We start from the raw sequence: 19,793 nt of genomic DNA, 5'->3' as shown, positions 1-19,793 counted from the left end.
ATGTTTGCCACACTTCCGTACCCGGTGTCTTGGCGGGCCCCCCGCCCCCCCCCCAATGGCCCCCCCCCCCCCCCGCCCCGGCGCCCCCCCCCCCCCCCCCGGGCCGGTGTCGTACCTCCGCCTGTCGGAGGCGACCGGTAGCCTTCGCAGGTCGAACGAGAGCGGGAGGGCCGCGTGCGGGTACTGGGTGTGGACCCGGGGCTGACCAGGTGCGGTGTCGGCGTGGTCGACGGCGCCCCCGGCCGGCCGCTGCGGATGGTCGGCGTCGGCGTGGTGCGCACCCCCGTCGACGCGGAGATCGGCGTCCGGCTGCTGCAGATAGAGCAAGGCCTGGAGCAGTGGCTGGACGAGCACGAGCCCGACCTGGTGGCCGTCGAGCGGGTCTTCGCTCAGCACAACGTCCGCACCGTGATGGGCACCGCCCAGGCCAGCGCGGTCGCCATGCTCTGCGCCACCCGCCGCGGCATCCCCGTCACCCTGCACACCCCGAGCGAGGTGAAGGCCGCCGTCACCGGCTCCGGCCGCGCCGACAAGGCCCAGGTCACCGCCATGGTGCAGCGCCTGCTGCGGTTGGACGCCCCGCCCAAGCCCGCCGACGCGGCCGACGCCCTCGCCCTGGCCATCTGCCACATCTGGCGCGGCGGCGCCCAGGGCCGCATCGCCGCCGCCCTCGCCAAGGCCGCACCGGCGCCCGCCGCGCCCGCGGCCCGCCGCCCCGCCGCACGTCAGGAGTACCGTCGATGATCGCCTTCGTCCAGGGGCCGGTGGCCCACATCGCGGCCGGCACGGCCGTCGTCGAGGTCGGCGGGGTCGGGATGGCCGTCCAGTGCGCACCGAACACCCTGGCCGGGCTGCGGATCGGCGAGAGCGCCCGGCTCGCCACCTCGCTGGTGGTCCGCGAGGACTCGCTCACGCTGTACGGCTTCGCCGACGACGACGAGCGCGGCCTCTTCGAGATCCTGCAGGCCGCACCCGGGGTCGGCCCCCGGCTCGCCCAGGCGATGCTCGCCGTGCACAGCCCGGACGCGCTGCGCGCCGCGGTCGCCGGCGGCGACGAGAAGGCGCTGGTCGCGGTGCCCGGCATCGGCAAGGCCAAGGCGGCCAAGCTGCTGCTGGAGTACAAGGACAAGCTCGGCGCCCCGCACGGCTCGGTGCCCGCGCAGAAGCCGGTCGCCACCGGCCCGGCCCCCTGGCACGAGCAGCTGCACGCCGCACTGGTCGGCCTCGGCTACGCTCCCCGCGAGGCCGACGAGGCGGTCGCCGCGGTCACACCGGAGGCCGAGGCGCAGCCGGTGCCGGACGTCGGCGCCCTGCTCCGGGCCGCCCTGCGCGGCCTCAACCGGGCCCGCTGACCGGGCGGCCGAGTCCTCCCCCGGTCCGCCCGGACCGGCCGACCGCCGACGCTTTGACCATCTGACGACCAGTCGTCATGTCGACTTTGGAGCCGCTCCCGATGAGCCCGTACGAGACCGACCCCGCCGACCGCCCGGCGGCAGACCGGCTGGTGGGGGCGGCCGCCGACGGTGAGGACCAGGCCGTAGAGGCGGCGCTGCGCCCCAAGCTGCTGGAGGAGTTCATCGGCCAGGAGCGGGTCCGCGAGCAGCTCTCCCTGGTGCTGCAGGCCGCCCGGCAGCGCGGCACCGCCCCCGACCACGTGCTGCTCAGCGGCCCGCCCGGGCTCGGCAAGACCACCCTGTCGATGATCATCGCCGCCGAGCTGGGCGCCCCGATCCGGATCACCTCCGGCCCGGCCATCCAGCACGCCGGCGACCTCGCCGCGATCCTCTCCTCGCTCACCGAGGGCGAGGTGCTCTTCCTCGACGAGATCCACCGGATGTCCCGGCCGGCCGAGGAGATGCTCTACATGGCGATGGAGGACTTCCGGGTCGACGTCATCGTCGGCAAGGGCCCCGGCGCCACCGCCATCCCGCTGGAGCTGCCGCCGTTCACCCTGGTCGGCGCCACCACCCGGGCCGGCCTGCTGCCGCCCCCGCTGCGCGACCGCTTCGGGTTCACCGGCCACATGGAGTTCTACGCGCCCGGCGAGCTGGAGCGGGTCGTCCACCGCTCCGCCGCCCTGCTGGACGTGGACATCGACCCGGCCGGCGCCGCCGAGATCGCCGGCCGCTCCCGCGGCACCCCGCGGATCGCCAACCGGCTGCTGCGCCGGGTCCGCGACTACGCCCAGGTCCGGCACGACGGCCGGGTCACCCGGGAGATCTCCGAGCAGGCCCTGGACGTGTACGAGGTCGACGCCCGCGGCCTGGACCGGCTCGACCGCGCGGTGCTGAACGCGCTGCTGCGGCTGTTCGGCGGCGGCCCGGTCGGCCTGTCCACGCTCGCCGTCGCGGTGGGGGAGGAGTCCGAGACGGTCGAGGAGGTCGCCGAGCCGTTCCTGGTCCGCGAGGGCCTGCTCGCCCGGACGCCGCGCGGCCGGATCGCCACCGCGGCGGCCTGGCGGCACCTCGGGATGGTGCCCGCGGGGCAGGGTGGCGGCGCGCATACGTCCGACCAGGCCGCTTTGTTCCCGGACGGCCTGTAGCCGACAACCGAAAACGGGTGCATGCCAAGGGTCGCCACTTTCGGCGGCACACTGGCATGCTTGGCGTTGTCCGTACAGTGCGGGTCGCCTAGACTCCGCCGGACCGCCCCTCTCGACCGACGGGCCGACGTATACCAGGCCGCCGGCCGAGGCGGCCCGCAAAGGACCCTGGCTGTGGCTAATCTCATCATCCTCATTCTTCCGGTTGTCGCGATCTTCCTGATGTTCCGCTCGCAGAAGAAGCGGCAGCAGCAGGCGGCGTCGATGCAGGCGACGCTCCAGCCGGGCGCCGGCGTGCGGACGATCGGTGGCATGTACGCCCAGGTCAAGGCGGTCAACGACGAGACCGTCGAGCTGGAGCTCGCCCCCGGCGTGGTGGCCCACTACACCAAGGGCGCCATCGCCGCCGTGCTGGAGCCGCTCGAGTACGACGCGATCATCAACGGCCGCCCGGTGGAGGTCGACGAGGAGCCGGTCGCCGACGCCGAGACCGCCGAGGACGGCGAGAAGCCGCTGAGCCTCGCCAAGGAAGCCGACGCCGACGCGTCCGAGACCAAGTAGTACGGTCGGGCCCACTCAGGCTGCGCGGCAACCGGCCGCCGGCCCAGATGACCTCAGGGCCGTCCTGCGCCGCCGTCCCCCGTCCCGCCTCACGCCGGACCGGGGCGCGGCCCGCGGCGGCATGGACAGGGAGAAACGAGCAAGGTGGCAACACCCAAGTCGCGCCAGCGCGACGGCTACCCGGGGCGGGCGCTGGCCCTGATCCTCGTGGTCGCCGTCGGTCTGGTCGCCCTCATGTTCTGGACGGGCGACAAGACGCCCCGTCTCGGAATCGACCTCGCCGGTGGCACCAGCGTCACCCTGACCGCAAAGTCGGATGACAAGGCCGCGATCAACAAGTCCAACATGGACATCGCGACCGGCATCATCCAGAAGCGCGTCAACGGTATGGGCGTCTCCGAGGCGGAGGTCCAGACCCAGGGCGACAGCAACATCATCGTCAACATCCCCAATGGCGGTGACAAGCAGGCGGCGATCGAGCAGATCGGCACGACTGCCAAGCTCTACTTCCGTCCCGTGGTCGCGCTCGCGCCCACCGGCGTCGACCCCTCGGCCCTGAACACCGGCTCGCCGTCGCCCTCGGCCTCCGGCTCGGCCAGCCCGTCCTCGGGTGCCTCGGCGAACGCCTCCGGGACCTCGGCGAGCCCCTCCGGCAAGCCCTCCGCCAGCGCCAGCAAGGCCGGCCGTGCGGTGAGCGACGCGCTGAAGGCCGACCCGTCGGCCTCCGCCTCGCCCTCGGCCACCGCCTCCGGCTCGGCCGCGGCCGCCCCGAGCGGCGGCGCCACCCCGTCCGCGCCGACCAGCATGAGCCCCGAGCAGCTGACCGCCGCGCTCACCCAGGGCACCGTGCCGGCCGACGTCCAGCAGCAGTTCGCCGCGCTGGACTGCTCCAAGCCGGAGCAGCGCAAGGACTTCCAGACCGACCCGAAGAAGAACGCGGTCGCCTGCTCCTACGACAAGGAGCAGGGCGTCTGGTACAAGTTCGCGCTCGGCCCGGTCGCCGTGAACGGCGCCGACGTGTCCAAGGCCCAGGCCCTGTTCGACACCCAGCGGGCCGGCGGCTGGCAGGTCGACCTGTCGTTCGACGACAACGGCTCCAAGGCCTTCGCGACCACCACCGGCACCCTGGCCACCCAGGCCTCCCCGGCCAACCAGTTCGCCATCGTCCTGGACGGCAAGGTGGTCTCCCACCCGTACGTCAGCCAGTCGATCACCGGCGGCTCGGCCACCATCTCCGGCAGCTTCAGCCAGGACGACGCCAAGGGCCTCGCCAACGTGCTGAGCTACGGCGCGCTGCCGCTGACCTTCGACATGAGCGACGTCACCACCGTCTCCCCGCAGCTCGGTGGCGACCAGCTGCAGGCCGGCCTGATCGCCGGCGCCATCGGCCTGGTGCTCGTGGTCATCTACTCGCTGGTCTACTACCGCGGCCTCGGCCTGGTCTCGATCGCCGGTCTGCTCGTCTCGGCGATCCTGACCTACTCGATCATGTGCCTGCTCGGCAGCAGCATCGGATTCGCGCTGAACCTGCCGGCGGTCTGCGGAGCGATCGTCGCGATCGGTATCACCGCGGACTCCTTCATCGTGTACTTCGAGCGGATCCGCGACGAGGTCCGCGAGGGCGCCCCGCTGCGGCCCGCCGTGCAGCGCGCCTGGCCGCGTGCCCGTCGCACCATCCTGGTCTCCGACTTCGTGTCGTTCCTGTGTGCCGCGGTGCTGTACGTCGTCTCGGTCGGCAAGGTCCAGGGCTTCGCGTTCACGCTGGGCCTGACCACCCTGCTCGACGTCGTGGTGATCTTCCTGTTCACCAAGCCGCTGATCACCCTGCTGGCCCGGCGGAAGTTCTTCGCGAACGGCCACCCGTGGTCCGGCCTCGACCCGAAGCGGCTCGGCGCCCGCCCGCCGATCCGCGGCAGCCGTCGCCGTTCCTCCGCCAACGCCCCCAAGGAGGCCTGACGCCATGTCCCTTCGGAACATCGGCCACCGGCTCTACCAGGGCGAGGTCAGCTTCGACTTCGTCGGCAAGCGCAAGATCTGGTACTCCATCTCGGGCGTCATCGTCCTCGTGGCGGCGATCGGCCTGGCCATGGGCCTGCACCTGGGCATCGAGTTCAAGGGCGGCTCGGTCTACACCGTCGAGAAGTCCGGCCTGACGGTGTCGCAGGCGCAGGACGCCGCGAACAAGATCACCGGTGACTCCACCCCGCAGGTCCAGAAGACCGGCGACGGCAAGATCCGCATCCAGGTCAGCTCCGAGGAGAAGATCAGCGGCCCGGCGTTCTCCCAGGAGCTCTCCAAGGAGATCGGCGTCCCGACCAAGGACATCGACGCCCAGGTGATCGGCCCCTCCTGGGGCAAGCAGATCTCCCAGAAGGCCCTGCTCGGCCTGGTCGTCTTCATGGTGCTGGTCACCGCCTACCTGGCGATCGCCTTCGAGTGGCGGATGGCGCTGGCCGCCCTGGTCGCGCTGATCCACGACCTGCTGATCACCATCGGCGTCTACGCCCTGGTGGGCTTCGAGGTCACCCCCGGTACCGTGATCGGCTTCCTGACGATCCTCGGCTACTCGCTCTACGACACGGTCGTCGTCTTCGACACCGTGAAGGAGAACACCCGGGGCATCACCAAGCAGAACAGGCGGACCTACAGCGAGGCCGCCAACCTGGGCCTCAACCAGACCCTGGTGCGTTCGATCAACACCACCGTGGTGGCCCTGCTGCCGGTCACGGCGCTGCTGTTCATCGGCGGCGGCATGCTCGGCGCCGGCACGCTGAACGACATCTCGCTCGCGCTGTTCATCGGTCTGGCGGCCGGTGCCTACTCGTCGATCTGCGTCGCCACCCCGCTGCTCGCGCAGCTCAAGGAGCAGACCCCGGAGATGCGGGCGCTCGCCAAGCGGGTCGCCCAGCGCCGCGCGGCGGACGCCAAGGCCGCCGAGGCGGCCGGCGGCGCCGAGGAGACGGCGGAGGACGGCGAGGAGGTCGGCGCCGGCATGGTCGGCCAGCGCAACCAGCCGGTCGCCCGCACCCGCGGCAAGGGCCGTCCGTCCGGCAAGCGCTGACCGGACGGCGGTGACAGGGTCCGGCCGGCCCGAGGCGACTCGGGCCGGCCGGACCTTTTCCGTGACCGGGTGTCGCGGCGGGTAAGGTCGGATCCGCTGAATCCGGCCCGCGGCGTGCATCCGACCCGAAGGGCCTGCCGACCCGAAGGAACCCCACGTGACCTCGCCCGACCCCGTCCTCGCCGAGCTGCTGACCAGCCGGATCAGGGACGTCCCGGACTACCCGAAGCCCGGCGTGCTGTTCAAGGACATCGCGCCGCTGCTCGCCGACGCCGAGGCCTTCGGCGCGCTCACCCGGGCGCTGGCCGGCCGCGCCGCCGAGCTCGGGGCGACCAAGGTGGTCGGCCTGGAGGCCCGCGGCTTCGTGCTCGCCGCCCCGGCGGCCTTCGCGGCCGGCCTCGGCTTCGTGCCGATCCGCAAGAAGGGCAAGCTGCCCGGCGACGTCTTCGCCCGCTCCTACGACCTCGAGTACGGCTCCGCCACGCTGGAGGTGCAGTGCGACGCCTTCGCGCCCGGCGAGCGGGTGCTGGTGGTCGACGACGTGCTCGCCACCGGCGGCACCCTCGGGGCCTCGCTGGACCTCGTCCGGGAGGCCGGCGCCGCGCTGGCCGGCGTGGTCGTCCTGATGGAGCTGGGCTTCCTGGACGGCCGCGAGCGGCTCTCCGGGCACCTCGCCGGGGCCCCGCTGGACGCCCTCGTCACGGTCTGACCCGCCGGGCGCCCGGACGCGGCGGCCGGCCCGGCCGGCTCGTCCGGGCCCGGGCCGCGCCCTGGTCGCCCCGTTCCGCGCCGGGCGGCCGACCGGTCGGCCCGCACTCTCGGTACCATGAAGATTCATCCCCTCTCGGTTGCACGACCGACGGGTGCGACCGATGGCGCGACCGCCCGAACGAGGGGGAGGCCCTGCGCCCCCGAGGAGTGTCCTTGCCCGACGAGGTTGTGCCCACCGCGGAGGCCACCGCGCCCGAGAGCCGTCCCGCTTCCTCCGGGGCCGGCCCGGCGCGGCCAGGCCCGCCGCCCGGCCACCGGTCCTCCTCCGGCGGCGGCATGCGCGCCCGCCTGGCCCGGCTCGGCGGCCAGCGCAGCAGCGCGGTCAACCCCGTCCTGGAGCCGCTGTTCCGCACCATCCGGGCGAACGACCCGAAGGCCGACCCGGTCCTGCTCAAGGAGATCGAGAAGGCGTACGCGGTCGCCGAGAAGTGGCACCGCGGGCAGAAGCGCAAGAGCGGTGACCCGTACATCACCCACCCGTTGGCGGTGGCGACCATCCTCGCCGAGCTCGGCATGGACGCCCCCACCCTGATGGCGGGGCTGCTGCACGACACCGTCGAGGACACCGACTACGGCCTGGAGACGCTGCGCCAGGACTTCGGCGACTCGGTCGCCCTGCTGGTCGACGGCGTCACCAAGCTGGACCGGGTCAAGTTCGGCGAGGCCGCGCAGGCCGAGACGGTGCGCAAGATGGTCGTCGCGATGGCCAAGGACCCGCGCGTCCTGGTGATCAAGCTCGCCGACCGGCTGCACAACATGCGCACCATGCGCTACCTCAAGCGGGAGAAGCAGGAGAAGAAGGCCCGCGAGACGCTGGAGATCTACGCCCCGCTGGCGCACCGGCTGGGCATGAACACCATCAAGTGGGAGCTGGAGGACCTCGCCTTCGCGATCCTCTACCCCAAGATGTACGACGAGATCGTGCGCCTGGTGGCCGAGCGCGCGCCCAAGCGCGACGAGTACCTCGCCACCGTGATCGACCAGGTGCAGGGCGACCTGCGCGGGGCCAGGATCCAGGCCCAGGTCACCGGCCGGCCGAAGCACTACTACTCGGTCTACCAGAAGATGATCGTGCGGGGCCGCGACTTCGCCGAGATCTACGACCTGGTGGGCATCCGGGTCCTGGTCGACACCGTCCGCGACTGCTACGCGGCGCTGGGCACCATCCACGCGCGGTGGAACCCGGTGCCGGGGCGGTTCAAGGACTACATCGCGATGCCCAAGTTCAACATGTACCAGTCGCTGCACACGACGGTCATCGGGCCCGGCGGCAAGCCGGTCGAGCTGCAGATCCGCACCTTCGACATGCACCGCCGCGCCGAGTACGGCATCGCCGCGCACTGGAAGTACAAGCAGCGGGCGGTGGCCGGCGCCTCCAAGGTCCGCACCGACACCCCCGCGCACGGCCGCAAGCACGACAAGGCCGACGCCGTCAACGAGATGGCCTGGCTGCGGCAGCTGCTGGACTGGCAGAAGGAGACCGAGGACCCGAGCGAGTTCCTGGAGTCACTGCGCTTCGACCTCTCCAGCAACGAGGTCTTCGTCTTCACCCCCAAGGGTGATGTGATAGCGCTGCCCGCGAAGGCCACCCCGGTGGACTTCGCCTTCGCCGTGCACACCGAGGTCGGCTACCGCTGCATCGGCGCCCGGGTCAACGGCCGGCTGGTGCCGCTGGAGTCCGAGCTGGAGAACGGCGACACCGTCGAGGTCTTCACCTCCAAGGCGGAGAACGCCGGCCCCTCCCGGGACTGGCTCACATTCGTCAAGTCGCCGCGCGCCCGCAACAAGATCCGCGCCTGGTTCTCCAAGGAGCGCCGCGAGGAGGCCATCGAGCACGGCAAGGAGGCCATCGCCCGGGCGATGCGCAAGCAGGGTCTGCCGATCCAGCGCATCCTCACCGGAGACTCGCTGGTCACCCTGGCGCACGAGATGCGCTACCCGGACATCTCCTCGCTCTACGCCGCGATCGGCGAGGGCCACGTCGCCGCGCAGTCCATCGTGCAGAAGCTGGTGCAGGCGCTCGGCGGCGAGGAGGGCGCCACCGAGGACCTCGCCGAGACGGCCACCCCGACGCACCAGAGCCGCTCGCTGCGCCGCCGTGCCAAGGGCGACCCGGGTGTGATCGTCAAGGGCGTGGAGGACCTCTGGGTCAAGCTGTCGCGCTGCTGCACCCCGGTGCCGGGCGACCCGATCGTCGGCTTCGTGACCCGCGGCAACGGCGTGTCGATCCACCGCTCGGACTGCGTGAACGTCGAGGCGCTCGCGCAGCAGCCGGAGCGGATGATCGAGGTCGAGTGGGCGGCCACCCAGTCCTCGGTGTTCCTGGTGGCCATCCAGGTCGAGGCGCTGGACCGCTCGCGCCTGCTGTCGGACGTCACCCGGGTGCTCTCCGACCAGCACGTCAACATCCTGTCGGCGGCGGTGCAGACCTCCCGGGACCGGGTGGCGATGAGCCGCTTCACCTTCGAGATGGGCGACCCCAAGCACCTCGGCCACGTCCTGAAGGCCGTCCGCGGCGTCGAGGGCGTGTACGACGTCTACCGGGTGACCTCCGCCAAGAAGTAGTAGAGCCACCGCACGTGGGGCACCTCCCGGCCGATGGCCGGGAGGTGCCCCACGTGCTCCCGGGTGGCCTACCGGCCTTCGCGGAGCAGCCGGACCTGGCGGTCGGCGAGTTCGGTGGTGCGGCGCATGTGGCGGGCGAGGAATTCCAGCTCCTCCTCGCTGTACTCGGCCAGCATGGCGGCCCAGCCCTCGCCGAGTTCGCCCCAGAGCGCGCCGAGGCGGGCCGCCGCCTCCGGTACCGGCTCGACCAGCACCCGCCGGCGGTCCTCCTCGTCGCGCCGCCGGGTGACGTATCCGGCCCGCTCCAGTCGGTCCACCAGGCGGGTGGCCGAGCCGCTGGTGAGGCCGGTGAGTTCGGCGATCCGCCCGGTCGTCAGCGGGCCCCGCTCCAGGCCCAGCAGGTTCAGGCACTGCACGTCGGTGGGGTGCAGCCCGAGCCGGTCCGCCACCGCCTGGTTGAACAGCGCGTACGAGGCGAGGTAGCGGCGGGAGTCGGCTTCGAGGTCGTGCGGCCGCATGGGCATCCTCCCGAGAAAATATCTGCGCGACGCAGAGAATTCGTTCTACAGTGTCTGCATGACGCAGACATCATATGTCGCGGTGGCCGGAGCCACCGGAACGCAGGGCGCCGCCGTGGTCGACGCCCTCCTCGCGCACGGACTTCCCGTGCGCGCCCTCACCCGCACCCCGGGCTCGGCCGCCGCCCGGGCCCTCGCGGCCGCCGGAGCCCACGTCGTGCCCGCCGACTTCGACGACCGGGAGTCCCTGGACGCCGCCCTCGCCGGCACCGCCGCCCTCTTCGCCGTGTCGACACCGTTCGGACCCTCCGGCGCCGACCTCACCACCGAGGTCCGCCAGGGCACTGCCCTGATCGAGGCCGCCGCCGACGCCCGGGTCGGCCACATCGTCCTCACCTCGGCCGCGCACGCCGACCGGGACACCGGCATCCCGCACTTCGACAGCAAGTACCGCATCGAGCGCCGGCTCGCCGGGCTCGGCGTGCCCTGGACGGTGCTCGGCCCGGCCGCCTTCATGGAGAACTACGCGGGGGAGTGGACCCTGGACGGGCTGCGCCGGGGCAGTTTCGTCCTCCCGATGCCGCCCGAGCGGCCGCTGGCACTCGTCCCCGCCCGCGACATCGGCGCCTTCGCCGCCCTCGCGATCACCCGGCCCGACGAGTTCGCCGGCCGGCGGATCGACATCGCCTCCGACGCCCTCACCTGCCCCGAGATCGCCGAGGTGCTCACCTCCGCCACCGGCAGGCCGATCGGCTTCCAGCGCCTCCCGATCAGCGAGATCGAGGCGTACTCCGCCGACCTCGCCGCGATGTTCCGCTACTTCACCGAGACCGGCCTGGACATCGACACCGCCGCGCTGCGCCGGGACCACCCCGAGGTCGGCTGGCAGGACTTCGCGGACTGGGCGCACGGCCGCGCCTGGCCGCTGTGACCCGAACGCGGAAGGCCCCCGCCGAGGCGGGGGCCTTCCGTCGGGCACGGGGGAGCCGGCGTCAGCCGCCGAACTCCTCCAGGCTCTTCTGGGCCTGGTCCAGCAGGGCCTGACGGCCCGCCAGCTCGGACTCGATCTTGGCGGCCCGGCTCGCATTGCCGGCCGCGCGCGCCTTGTCCAGGTCGGCCTGCAGCCTGTCCACGGCCTGCTGCAGCAGGCCGGTCATGCCGGCCGCGCGGGCCTTCGCCTCCGGGTTGGTGCGCTGCCACTCGGCCTCCTCGGCCTCGCGGACCGCCCGCTCGACCGTGTTCAGCCGGCCGTCCAGCTGGCCGCGGGCGGCACGCGGCACATGGCCGATCGCCTCCCAGCGCTCGTTGACGTCGCGCAGCGCCGCCTTCGCCGCCTTGAGGTCGGTGATCGGCAGGATCGCCTCGGCCTCCAGCAGCAGCGCCTCCTTCAGCTTCTGGTTCTCGCCCTGCTCGGCGTCCCGCTCGCTGAACGCGGAGGACCGGGCCTGGAAGAACACGTCCTGGGCGCCGCGGAACCGCGCCCACAGCTCCTCCTCGGCGTCCCGCTGCGCCCGGCCGGCCGCCTTCCACTGCGCCATCAGGTCGCGGTAGCGCGCGGCCGTGTCGCCCCAGTCGGTCGAGTCGGACAGCGCCTCGGCCTCGGCGACCAGCTTCTCCTTGGTCACCCGGGCGTGCTCGCGCTCGTTGTCCAGCGCCGCGAAGTGCGACTTGCGGTGCTTGGAGAACACCGAGCGGGCGTGCGAGAAGCGGTGCCACAGCTCGTCGTCGCTCTTGCGGTCCAGCCGCGGCAGGCCCTTCCAGGTCTCCACCAGGGCGCGCAGCCGGTCGCCGGCCTCCCGCCACTGGGTCGACTCCGCGAGCTGCTCGGCCTCGACGACCAGCGCCTCCTTGGCCGCGCGCGCCTCCTCCTGTGCCTTCGCGCGGGCCTGACGCCGCTCGGCCTGGCGGGACTCGATCTCGCCGCTCAGGGTGTCGAGGCGCTTGGCGAGCGCGTCCAGGTCGCCGACCGCGTGGGCCTCGGCCACCTGCGCCTTGAGGTGGTCCAGGGCGACCTGCGCCTCCTTGGCGGCCAGGTCGGTCTTGCGGACGCGGTGCTCCAGCAGGCCGATCTCGGCCTCCAGCCCCTGGTACTTGCGCTCGAAGTACGCGAGGGCCTCCTCCGGGGAGCCGGCCTGCCAGGAGCCGACGACGCGTTCGCCCTCGGCCGTCCTGACGTACACGGTCCCCTGCTCGTCGACACGGCCCCACGGGTCGCTGCTCACAGCGCCTCCTCCAATGACGCCCGCCCGCCGCAGCGGCGGGGGACGTCGTCCACAGTTGAATGTGCGGCGGACCGATGGAGTCCGCCGTCCTGCCGCCGAGTGCTGCCGAGGGTCACGGCCGACGGTCAGGGCACCCTATACAACAGCAACATAGGCGACCAGCGTCGGTGCTGTCCGCATCATCGCCGGGTGATTTCCCGGGCGATCGCGGCGGCCCGGCGGCGTAAGGCCGCCCGGCCGCCGCACGCGCGGATCAACCCTTGGCCGTCGTCACCGAGTTGAGCACCATGTCGGCCACCGGCGCGCCGTCGGCGCCGCCGCCCTGCACACCACCCGAAGCGATGTTCTGCACGACGTCGAGGCCGCCCGTCACCTTGCCGAACGGCGTGTAGCTCGGCGGGAGCTGGGTGTCCTTGTAGACCAGGAAGAACTGGCTGCCGTTGGTGCCCGGGCCTGCGTTGGCCATCGCCACCGTGCCGGCCGGGTACGTCGCGCCGGTCAGGTTCTCGTCCGCGAACTGGTAGCCCGGGCCGCCCGAACCGGTGCCGGTCGGGTCGCCGCACTGCAGCACGTAGATGCCCTCGGTGGTGAGGCGGTGGCACTTCGTGTGGTCGAAGTACTTCTCGTTCGACAGGAACGCGAAGGAGTTCACCGTGTGCGGGGCCTTGGCGGCGTCCAGCGCGATGGTGATCTTGCCGCAGCTGGTGTCCAGCGTCATCGTGTAGGCGGCCTTGGTGTCCACCGTCATGGCCGGCTCGGACTTGAACTGCTTGCCGTTCGGCGAGCCCGGGGCCGGCGTGGTGCAGCCCTTGACCGGCGCGGCCGCGGTCGGCGTCGGGGCGGCGGCCGCGTCCTTCTTGTCGCCGTCCGAGCCGCTGAGCGCCCAGGCCGTGCCGGCGGCCGCGACCACCGCGACGGCCACGGCGGCGCCGACCAGCACGTTGCGCTTGCGCGCATGCTGCTGGGCCTCGGCGCGCCGCTGCATCTGGCGCTCGTACTTCTCGCGGGCGAGCTGCCGCCGCCGCTGTTCGCTGCTGACCACCGGCCGTGTCTCCTGAATGAATGCTGAGGCGGGGATTGGGGGTTCCGGTGCGGATCATCGCATCCGCAGGCGGCCAAGTGTAAGGACCCCGAGCGTAAGTACGAGATCAAACGGTGTCGCCACTGCGCCATCTGGTTCGCTCCCGGTGCCGTGCCGCCGGTAGGCTGCGGTGTGACCGGGCGGTGACACGACCGCCCCCTGCCGCCCGACTCGACCGAAGGACTCACGTGTTCGTCGCCGGATTTCCCGCCGGAGCCTGGGGCACCAACTGCTACCTGGTCGCACCGGCCGCCGGCGAGGAGTGCGTGATCGTCGACCCCGGCCACGAGGCCGCGCAGGGCGTCGAGGACCTGATCCGCGAGCACCGGCTCAAGCCGGTCGCGGTGCTGCTCACCCACGGCCACATCGACCACATCGCCTCCGTGATGCCGGTCTGCGGCGCCCGCGGCATCCCGGCGTGGATCCACCCCGAGGACCGCTACATGATGAAGGACCCGGGCCGCGGCCTGGGCCGGTCGCTCGGGCAGCAGCTCATGGGCTCGATCACCGTCGGCGAGCCGGACGACGTCCGCGAACTCACCGACGGCAGCGTGCTGGAGCTGGCCGGCCTGGAGCTCACCGTCGACCACGCGCCCGGCCATACCGGGGGGTCGGTGACCTTCCGGACGCCCTCGAGCGACGACATCCCACCGGTGCTGTTCTCGGGCGACCTGCTGTTCGCCGGCTCCATCGGGCGCACGGACCTCCCGGGCGGCGACAGCAAGGCGATCATGGAATCGCTGGCCCGGGTCTGCCTGCCCCTCGACGACGCCACCGTGGTCCTCTCCGGCCACGGCTCCCAGACCACCATCGGCCGTGAGCGCGCGACCAACCCGTACCTCCTGCAGGCGGCCGGCGCGCTGGACGCTCCGGCCCACCCGCGACGAGGAATGTGACGGAAGAGACGTTGAGCACCTTCTCCGCCCCCAAGGGCACCTACGACCTGCTGCCCCCGAGCTCCGCGACCTTCCTGGCGATCCGCGAGCGCCTCTCCGCGCCCGCCCGCCTGGCCGGCTACGGCTACATCGAGACGCCGGTCTTCGAGGACGTGAAGCTCTTCTCCCGCGGTGTCGGCGAGTCCACCGACATCGTCACCAAGGAGATGTACAGCCTCACCACCAAGGGCGGCGACGAGCTCGCGCTGCGCCCCGAGGGCACGGCCTCGGTGCTGCGCGCCGCGCTCCAGGCGAACCTGCACAAGCAGGGCAACCTGCCGGTCAAGCTCTGGTACTCCGGCTCGTACTACCGCTACGAGCGCGCCCAGAAGGGCCGCTACCGCCAGTTCGCCCAGGTCGGTGCCGAGGCGATCGGCGCGGAGGACCCGGCCCTCGACACCGAGCTGATCCTCCTCGCCGACGACGCCTTCCGCTCGCTCGGCCTGCGCGACTACACCCTGCTGCTCAACAGCCTCGGCGACAAGCAGTGCCGCCCGGTCTACCGCGCCGCCCTGATCGACTTCCTGGCCGGCCTCGACCTCGACGAGGACACCCGCCGCCGCGCCGAGATCAACCCGCTGCGCGTCCTGGACGACAAGCGCGAGTCGGTGCAGGCCCAGCTCGGCGACGCGCCCATGCTCCGCGACTACCTGTGCGAGGAGTGCAAGGCGTACGACCAGAAGGTCCGCGAGCTGCTCACCGCCAACGGCGTGGCCTTCACCGACGACCCCAAGCTCGTCCGCGGCCTGGACTACTACACCCGCACCACCTTCGAGTTCGTGCACAACGGCCTCGGCGCGCAGTCCGCGATCGGCGGCGGCGGCCGTTACGACGGGCTGTCCGAGATGATCGGCGGCCCCGCGCTGCCCTCCGTCGGCTGGGCCCTCGGGGTGGACCGCACCTACCTCGCGCTGGAGGCCGAGAACATCGTCCTCGACCTGCCGTCGCCGACCTCCGTCTACGCCGTCGCGCTCGGCGAGGAGGCCAAGAACGTCCTCTTCACCAAGGTGATCGAGCTGCGTCGCGCCGGGGTGGCGACCGACCTCGCCTTCGGCGTCAAGAGCATCAAGAACGCCATGAAGTCCGCCGACCGTTCCGGCGCCCGCTTCGCCCTGGTCGCCGGGGACCGAGATCTCGCCGCCGGGGTCGTCCAGCTCAAGGACATGACCACCGGCGAGCAGGTCCCCGTCGAACTTGAAGCACTCGTATCCACCCTGAAGGAGAAGCAGCTGTGATCCGCACGCACGACGCGGGCACGCTCCGCGCGGAGCACGCCGGAACGACCGTCACCCTGGCCGGCTGGGTCGCCCGCCGCCGCGACCACGGCGGTGTGGCCTTCATCGACCTGCGCGACGCCTCCGGCACCGTGCAGATCGTCGTCCGCGACCTGGACTCGGTGCACGGCCTGCGCGCCGAGTACTGCGTCAAGGTCGTCGGCGAGGTCCGCGTGCGCCCCGAGGGCAACGAGAACCCCGACATCGCCACCGGCGCCGTCGAGGTCGTCGTCAGCGCGATCGAGGTGCTCTCCGAGGCCGCCCCCGTCCCGTTCCCGGTCGCCGAGTACGAGCCCGGCACGGTCAACGAGGAGGTGCGCCTGCGCTACCGCTACCTGGACCTCCGCCGCGAGGGCCCGGCCCGCGCGCTGCGCCTGCGCTCCAAGGTCAACAACATCATCCGCCGGGTGATGGAGGAGAACGACTACCTCGACATCGAGACGCCGTACCTCACTCGCTCCACCCCCGAGGGCGCCCGCGACTTCCTCGTCCCCGTCCGCCTGCAGCCGGGCCACTGGTACGCCCTGCCGCAGTCGCCCCAGCTGTTCAAGCAGCTGCTGATGGTGGCCGGCATGGAGCGCTACTACCAGATCGCCCGCTGCTTCCGCGACGAGGACTTCCGCGCCGACCGCCAGCCGGAGTTCACCCAGCTCGACATCGAGGCCTCCTTCGTCGACCAGGAGGACGTCCTGGCCCTCGGCGAGAAGATCATCGGTGCGATCTGGCGCGAGGTGCACGGCTACGAGGTCCCCAACCCGCTGCCGCGGATGACCTACGCGGACGCGATGGCCCGCTACGGCTCCGACAAGCCGGACGTCCGCTTCGGCCAGGAGCTCACCGACCTCACCGCGTACTTCGCCGGCACCGAGTTCCGCGTGTTCCAGGCCCCGTACGTCGGCGCGGTCGTCATGCCCGGCGGCGCCTCGCAGCCGCGCAAGCAGCTCGACGCCTGGCAGGACTGGGCCAAGGCCCGCGGCGCCCGTGGCCTCGCCTACGTCCTCGTCGACGCCGAGACCGGCGAGCTCCGCGGCCCGGTCGCCAAGAACCTCTCCGAGGAGCACCTGGCCGGCCTCGCCGCCGCGGCGGGTGCCAAGCCCGGCGACGCGGTCTTCTTCGCGGCCGGCAAGAAGGCCCCCTCGCAGGAGCTGCTCGGCGCCGCCCGCCTGGAGATCGGCCGCCGCTGCAACCTGATCGACGAGTCGCAGTGGGCCTTCCTCTGGGTCGTCGACTTCCCGATGTTCGAGCCCATCGAGGACGACAAGGGCGAGTTCCAGGGCTGGCACGCGGTTCACCACCCCTTCACCGCGCCGACCGCCGAGTCGCTGGCGTCCTTCGACACCGACCCGGGCAACGCGCTGTCCAACGCCTACGACCTGGTGCTCAACGGGTCCGAGCTGGGCGGCGGTTCGATCCGTATCCACCAGCGGGACGTCCAGAAGCGCGCCTTCGACGCGATCGGCCTGTCGGAGGAGGAGGCGGCCTCGCAGTTCGGCTTCCTGCTCGACGCGTTCAACTACGGCCCGCCGCCGCACGGCGGTGTCGCCTTCGGCCTGGACCGCATCGTCACCCTGCTCGGCGGGTACGACACCATCCGGGACGTCATCGCCTTCCCGAAGACGTCCACCGGCGGCGACCCTCTGACGGGCGCCCCGACCCCGATCACCCCGGCCCAGCGCCGCGAGGCCGGTGTCGACGCCAAGCCCAAGTCGGAGACCGAGCCCAAGGCCTGACCCGGGTCGGCTAACCTTTCACGGCCCCGGACGGTGCACCCGCACCGTCCGGGGCCGGTCCCACAACGGCGTGCGACGACAGAGGGGTGTCCCCACCATGGCCGTCAGAACCAGAGTCGAACTCCCGTCGGATGCTCCGGCCACCAGGCGGGTGCACATGGCGGCGTTTCCCGGCCCGGACGAGGCCGACCTCGTCGACGCCCTGCGCCGCGACCCGGCCTGGCTGCCCGACTTCTCCGTCGTCGCCGTCGAGGACGAACTCGTCCTCGCCCACGCCCTGCTGACACGCCTTCAGGTCGGCGACGGCTGGGCGCTCGCACTCGCCCCGGTCGCCGTCGCACCCGAGTGGCAGCGCAAGGGCATCGGCGCCACCGTGGTCCGCGCCGCCCTGGCCGCCGCCGAGCAGGCCGGCGAACGCCTGGTCGTCGTCCTCGGCGACCCCGGCTACTACTCCCGCTTCGGCTTCACCCCGGCCTCCCACCACGAGGTCACCGGCCCCTACGACGTGCAGGACGACTGCTTCCTCGTCCTGCCGCTGGCCGGGTACGACGGCTCGCCGCGCGGCGTGTGCCGCTACCCCGCGCCGTTCGACGCCGTCTGAGCCACCGCGCCCGTGGGCGGTCGCATCCGGCCGCCCACCGCCACCGTCTCCCGGCAGCTGAGCACGAAGGCCTCCGCGGCCGGCGCCGGCGGCCGGTCGGCCCGCCAGTGCAGGCCCGCCCGGCTCGGCCCGAGCCCCCGTACCGGGCGGAACACCACGTCCGGTCGCCCCGCGAGCGCGCCGACCGAGGCCGGCGCGAAGCCGATGCCCTGCCCGCAGGCCACCGCCGCGAGCCACTCGTCCGGGCTGTGCACCACCGCGCCGATCCGCACCGGCCGCCCGCCGCGCGCGTCCGCGCCCACCCAGTGGTCCTGCCGGAGGCCGGCCGCGGCCGGCAGTGCCACCACGGCCTCGTCCAGCAGCTCCGCCATCTCCAGCTCGGCCCGGCCGGCCAGCGGGTGCCCGGTGGGCAGCACGGCCCAGCGCTCGTCCAGGCCGAGCGGGGCACAGCCGTACCGGCCGTCCGGGGTCGTCCCGCCCTCCTCCGGCGGGGCGTGCCACAGCGCCAGGTCGATCTCGCCGGCGTCCAGCGCCGCCCCGGAGTCGAAGCCGTTGAACTGCCGCAGCCGCACCTGCCAGCCGGGCATCCGCCGGGTGAAGGCCTCCACCGTCGCCAGCCCGACCAGGTGGATCGTGCCGCTCTCGAAGCCCACGTGGAGCACGGCCGCCCGCCCGGCCGCCGCACGGGTCGCCTCCAGCGCCGCCGCCCAGCCGGACAGCAGGGCCGGCACCCGCGCCGCCAGCTCGCGCGCGGCGGCGGTCGGCGCCATCCCCGTCCGGGACCGCTCGAACAGCCGCACCTCCAGCTGCTCCTCCAGCAGCCGGATCCGCTTGGTCAGCGTCGGCTGGGCGACGCCGAGCCGGGACGCCGCGGCGGTCAGCTGCCCCTCGTCGACCACCGCCGCGAACGCCCGCAGCAGTCGGGTGTCGATGTCCATGCCCACAGGGTATGGATCACGGAATTGGACCGGGAGGCCGGGGCTGCGGAAGAGTCGGCCGCTCACGGGGGGCGGGTACCGGCAGTGCAGGGGGCTGCCGGTGCCGTCCGCCGTGCCGATCCGCGCACCGGACCGGAATCGGCCGTAGCGTAGGTGCCCACTGGCGAACGGAGGGCACACCTGTGGCGAAGACCGAGCGGCTCGCGAAGAAGCCGTACGAGCGCGAGCTGCTGCGGCTCCAGCACGAGTTGGTCCGCCTTCAGGAATGGGTGCGCAGCGAGGGCGTCCGGCTGGTCGTGGTCTTCGAGGGCCGGGACGCCGCCGGCAAGGGCGGCGCCATCAAGCGGGTCACCGAGTACCTCAACCCGCGCATCGCCCGGATCGCCGCCCTGCCCGCCCCGACCGAGCGCCAGCGCGGCCAGTGGTACTTCCAGCGCTACGCCGAGCAGCTGCCCGCCGCCGGCGAGATCGTCCTGTTCGACCGCAGTTGGTACAACCGGGCCGGCGTCGAGCACGTGATGGGCTTCTGCAGCGATGAGGAGTACCGGCTCTTCCTGCACCAGGCGCCGATCTTCGAGCAGATGCTGATCGAGGCCGGCATCCTGCTGCGCAAGTACTGGTTCTCGGTGAGCGACACCGAGCAGGAGAAGCGCTTCCGCGACCGGCTCGCGGACCCGATGCGCCGCTGGAAGCTCTCCCCGATGGACATCGAGTCCATCACCCGCTGGGAGGAGTACTCCCGCGCCAAGGACGTCATGTTCGCCCACACCGACGTCCCCGAGTCGCCCTGGTACGTGGTGGAGAGCGACGACAAGCGGCGGGCCAGGATCAACATGATCGCCCACCTGCTGGCCGGCGTCCCCTACAAGGCGGTCGAGCCGCCGGAGGTCGTCCTGCCGCCGCGCCCCGCCGCCACCGGCTACCGACGGCCGCCGCGGGACCTGCAGACCTTCGTCGCGGACCACGCGGCGAAGCTCGACTGAGCTCGGCCGTG

At 72.5% G+C, this 19,793-nt stretch carries 18 protein-coding genes; 14 read left to right on the top strand and 4 right to left on the bottom strand.

Going from position 1 to position 19,793, the window contains the following annotated elements:
• Positions 1-174: 174 nt before the first annotated feature.
• The 8 genes from ruvC (at position 175) to AB0P35_RS11045 (ending at position 9,500) form a co-directional block, all read left to right on the top strand.
• Positions 175-744, top strand: a complete 570-nt coding sequence (ruvC, locus tag AB0P35_RS11080) for a crossover junction endodeoxyribonuclease RuvC (protein ID WP_363509363.1) — start codon at positions 175-177, stop codon at positions 742-744.
• Complete coding sequence (gene ruvA, locus AB0P35_RS11075) at positions 741-1,352, top strand: Holliday junction branch migration protein RuvA (protein WP_095871954.1); 612 nt, start codon at positions 741-743, stop codon at positions 1,350-1,352. Before ruvC ends, ruvA begins: the two co-directional genes overlap by 4 nt.
• A gap of 101 nt (positions 1,353-1,453) precedes the next feature.
• On the top strand, positions 1,454-2,542 hold the full coding sequence (gene ruvB / locus AB0P35_RS11070; RefSeq protein WP_363509359.1) for a Holliday junction branch migration DNA helicase RuvB: 1,089 nt from the start codon (positions 1,454-1,456) through the stop codon (positions 2,540-2,542).
• Between the two features lie 174 nt (positions 2,543-2,716).
• Entirely contained in the window at positions 2,717-3,103 is a 387-nt protein-coding gene (gene yajC, locus AB0P35_RS11065) for a preprotein translocase subunit YajC (protein ID WP_363509356.1), read from the top strand.
• Between the two features lie 234 nt (positions 3,104-3,337).
• Complete coding sequence (gene secD / locus AB0P35_RS11060; protein ID WP_095875281.1) at positions 3,338-5,059, top strand: protein translocase subunit SecD; 1,722 nt, start codon at positions 3,338-3,340, stop codon at positions 5,057-5,059.
• Positions 5,060-5,063: 4 nt separating this feature from the next.
• The gene (gene secF / locus AB0P35_RS11055) at positions 5,064-6,164 is read left to right on the top strand and encodes a protein translocase subunit SecF (RefSeq protein ID WP_095871952.1); all 1,101 of its coding nucleotides are present in this window, start codon (positions 5,064-5,066) and stop codon (positions 6,162-6,164) included.
• Between the two features lie 157 nt (positions 6,165-6,321).
• Positions 6,322-6,873: an adenine phosphoribosyltransferase gene (locus tag AB0P35_RS11050; RefSeq protein ID WP_095871951.1), complete on the top strand. Its 552-nt coding sequence runs from the start codon at positions 6,322-6,324 to the stop codon at positions 6,871-6,873.
• Positions 6,874-7,082: 209 nt separating this feature from the next.
• A complete protein-coding gene (locus AB0P35_RS11045) occupies positions 7,083-9,500 on the top strand; it encodes a bifunctional (p)ppGpp synthetase/guanosine-3',5'-bis(diphosphate) 3'-pyrophosphohydrolase (RefSeq protein ID WP_363509351.1) in 2,418 nt (805 codons plus the stop codon).
• Positions 9,501-9,568: 68 nt separating this feature from the next.
• On the opposite strand, the gene AB0P35_RS11040 is transcribed toward AB0P35_RS11045, so the two are convergent.
• Positions 9,569-10,018: a MarR family transcriptional regulator gene (locus AB0P35_RS11040; protein WP_363509349.1), complete on the bottom strand. Its 450-nt coding sequence runs from the start codon at positions 10,016-10,018 to the stop codon at positions 9,569-9,571.
• 58 nt (positions 10,019-10,076) lie between these two features.
• On the opposite strand from AB0P35_RS11040, the gene AB0P35_RS11035 reads away from it, so the two are divergent.
• A complete protein-coding gene (locus AB0P35_RS11035; protein WP_363509346.1) occupies positions 10,077-10,949 on the top strand; it encodes an NmrA/HSCARG family protein in 873 nt (290 codons plus the stop codon).
• Between the two features lie 61 nt (positions 10,950-11,010).
• Here the strand turns inward: AB0P35_RS11035 and AB0P35_RS11030 are convergent, their stop codons facing one another.
• Positions 11,011-12,240 carry a DUF349 domain-containing protein gene (locus AB0P35_RS11030; RefSeq protein ID WP_095871949.1) on the bottom strand — a complete coding sequence of 410 codons (1,230 nt, stop codon included), beginning with the start codon at positions 12,238-12,240 and terminating at the stop codon, positions 11,011-11,013.
• 253 nt (positions 12,241-12,493) lie between these two features.
• On the bottom strand, positions 12,494-13,282 hold the full coding sequence (locus AB0P35_RS11025) for a peptidylprolyl isomerase (protein WP_095871948.1): 789 nt from the start codon (positions 13,280-13,282) through the stop codon (positions 12,494-12,496).
• Positions 13,283-13,509: 227 nt separating this feature from the next.
• On the opposite strand from AB0P35_RS11025, the gene AB0P35_RS11020 reads away from it, so the two are divergent.
• From AB0P35_RS11020 to AB0P35_RS11005, 4 genes are all read left to right on the top strand, one after another.
• Entirely contained in the window at positions 13,510-14,217 is a 708-nt protein-coding gene (locus AB0P35_RS11020) for an MBL fold metallo-hydrolase (RefSeq protein ID WP_095871947.1), read from the top strand.
• Between the two features lie 11 nt (positions 14,218-14,228).
• Entirely contained in the window at positions 14,229-15,491 is a 1,263-nt protein-coding gene (gene hisS / locus AB0P35_RS11015) for a histidine--tRNA ligase (RefSeq protein ID WP_363509342.1), read from the top strand.
• Positions 15,488-17,260: an aspartate--tRNA ligase gene (gene aspS / locus AB0P35_RS11010; protein WP_095871945.1), complete on the top strand. Its 1,773-nt coding sequence runs from the start codon at positions 15,488-15,490 to the stop codon at positions 17,258-17,260. Before hisS ends, aspS begins: the two co-directional genes overlap by 4 nt.
• 97 nt (positions 17,261-17,357) lie before the next feature.
• The gene (locus AB0P35_RS11005; RefSeq protein ID WP_095871944.1) at positions 17,358-17,861 is read left to right on the top strand and encodes an N-acetyltransferase; all 504 of its coding nucleotides are present in this window, start codon (positions 17,358-17,360) and stop codon (positions 17,859-17,861) included.
• On the opposite strand, the gene AB0P35_RS11000 is transcribed toward AB0P35_RS11005, so the two are convergent.
• A complete protein-coding gene (locus AB0P35_RS11000) occupies positions 17,834-18,799 on the bottom strand; it encodes a LysR family transcriptional regulator (protein WP_363509338.1) in 966 nt (321 codons plus the stop codon). The genes AB0P35_RS11005 and AB0P35_RS11000 overlap by 28 nt on opposite strands.
• A gap of 182 nt (positions 18,800-18,981) precedes the next feature.
• Between AB0P35_RS11000 and ppk2 the strand changes: the two genes are divergently transcribed.
• Complete coding sequence (gene ppk2, locus AB0P35_RS10995) at positions 18,982-19,782, top strand: polyphosphate kinase 2 (protein ID WP_363509335.1); 801 nt, start codon at positions 18,982-18,984, stop codon at positions 19,780-19,782.
• The last annotated feature ends 11 nt before the right edge of the window (positions 19,783-19,793 follow it).

This window comes from Kitasatospora sp. NPDC085879, from assembly GCF_040686255.1.
GTDB lineage: Bacteria > Actinomycetota > Actinomycetes > Streptomycetales > Streptomycetaceae > Kitasatospora.
This window is presented reverse-complemented; position numbering and strand designations above follow the sequence as displayed.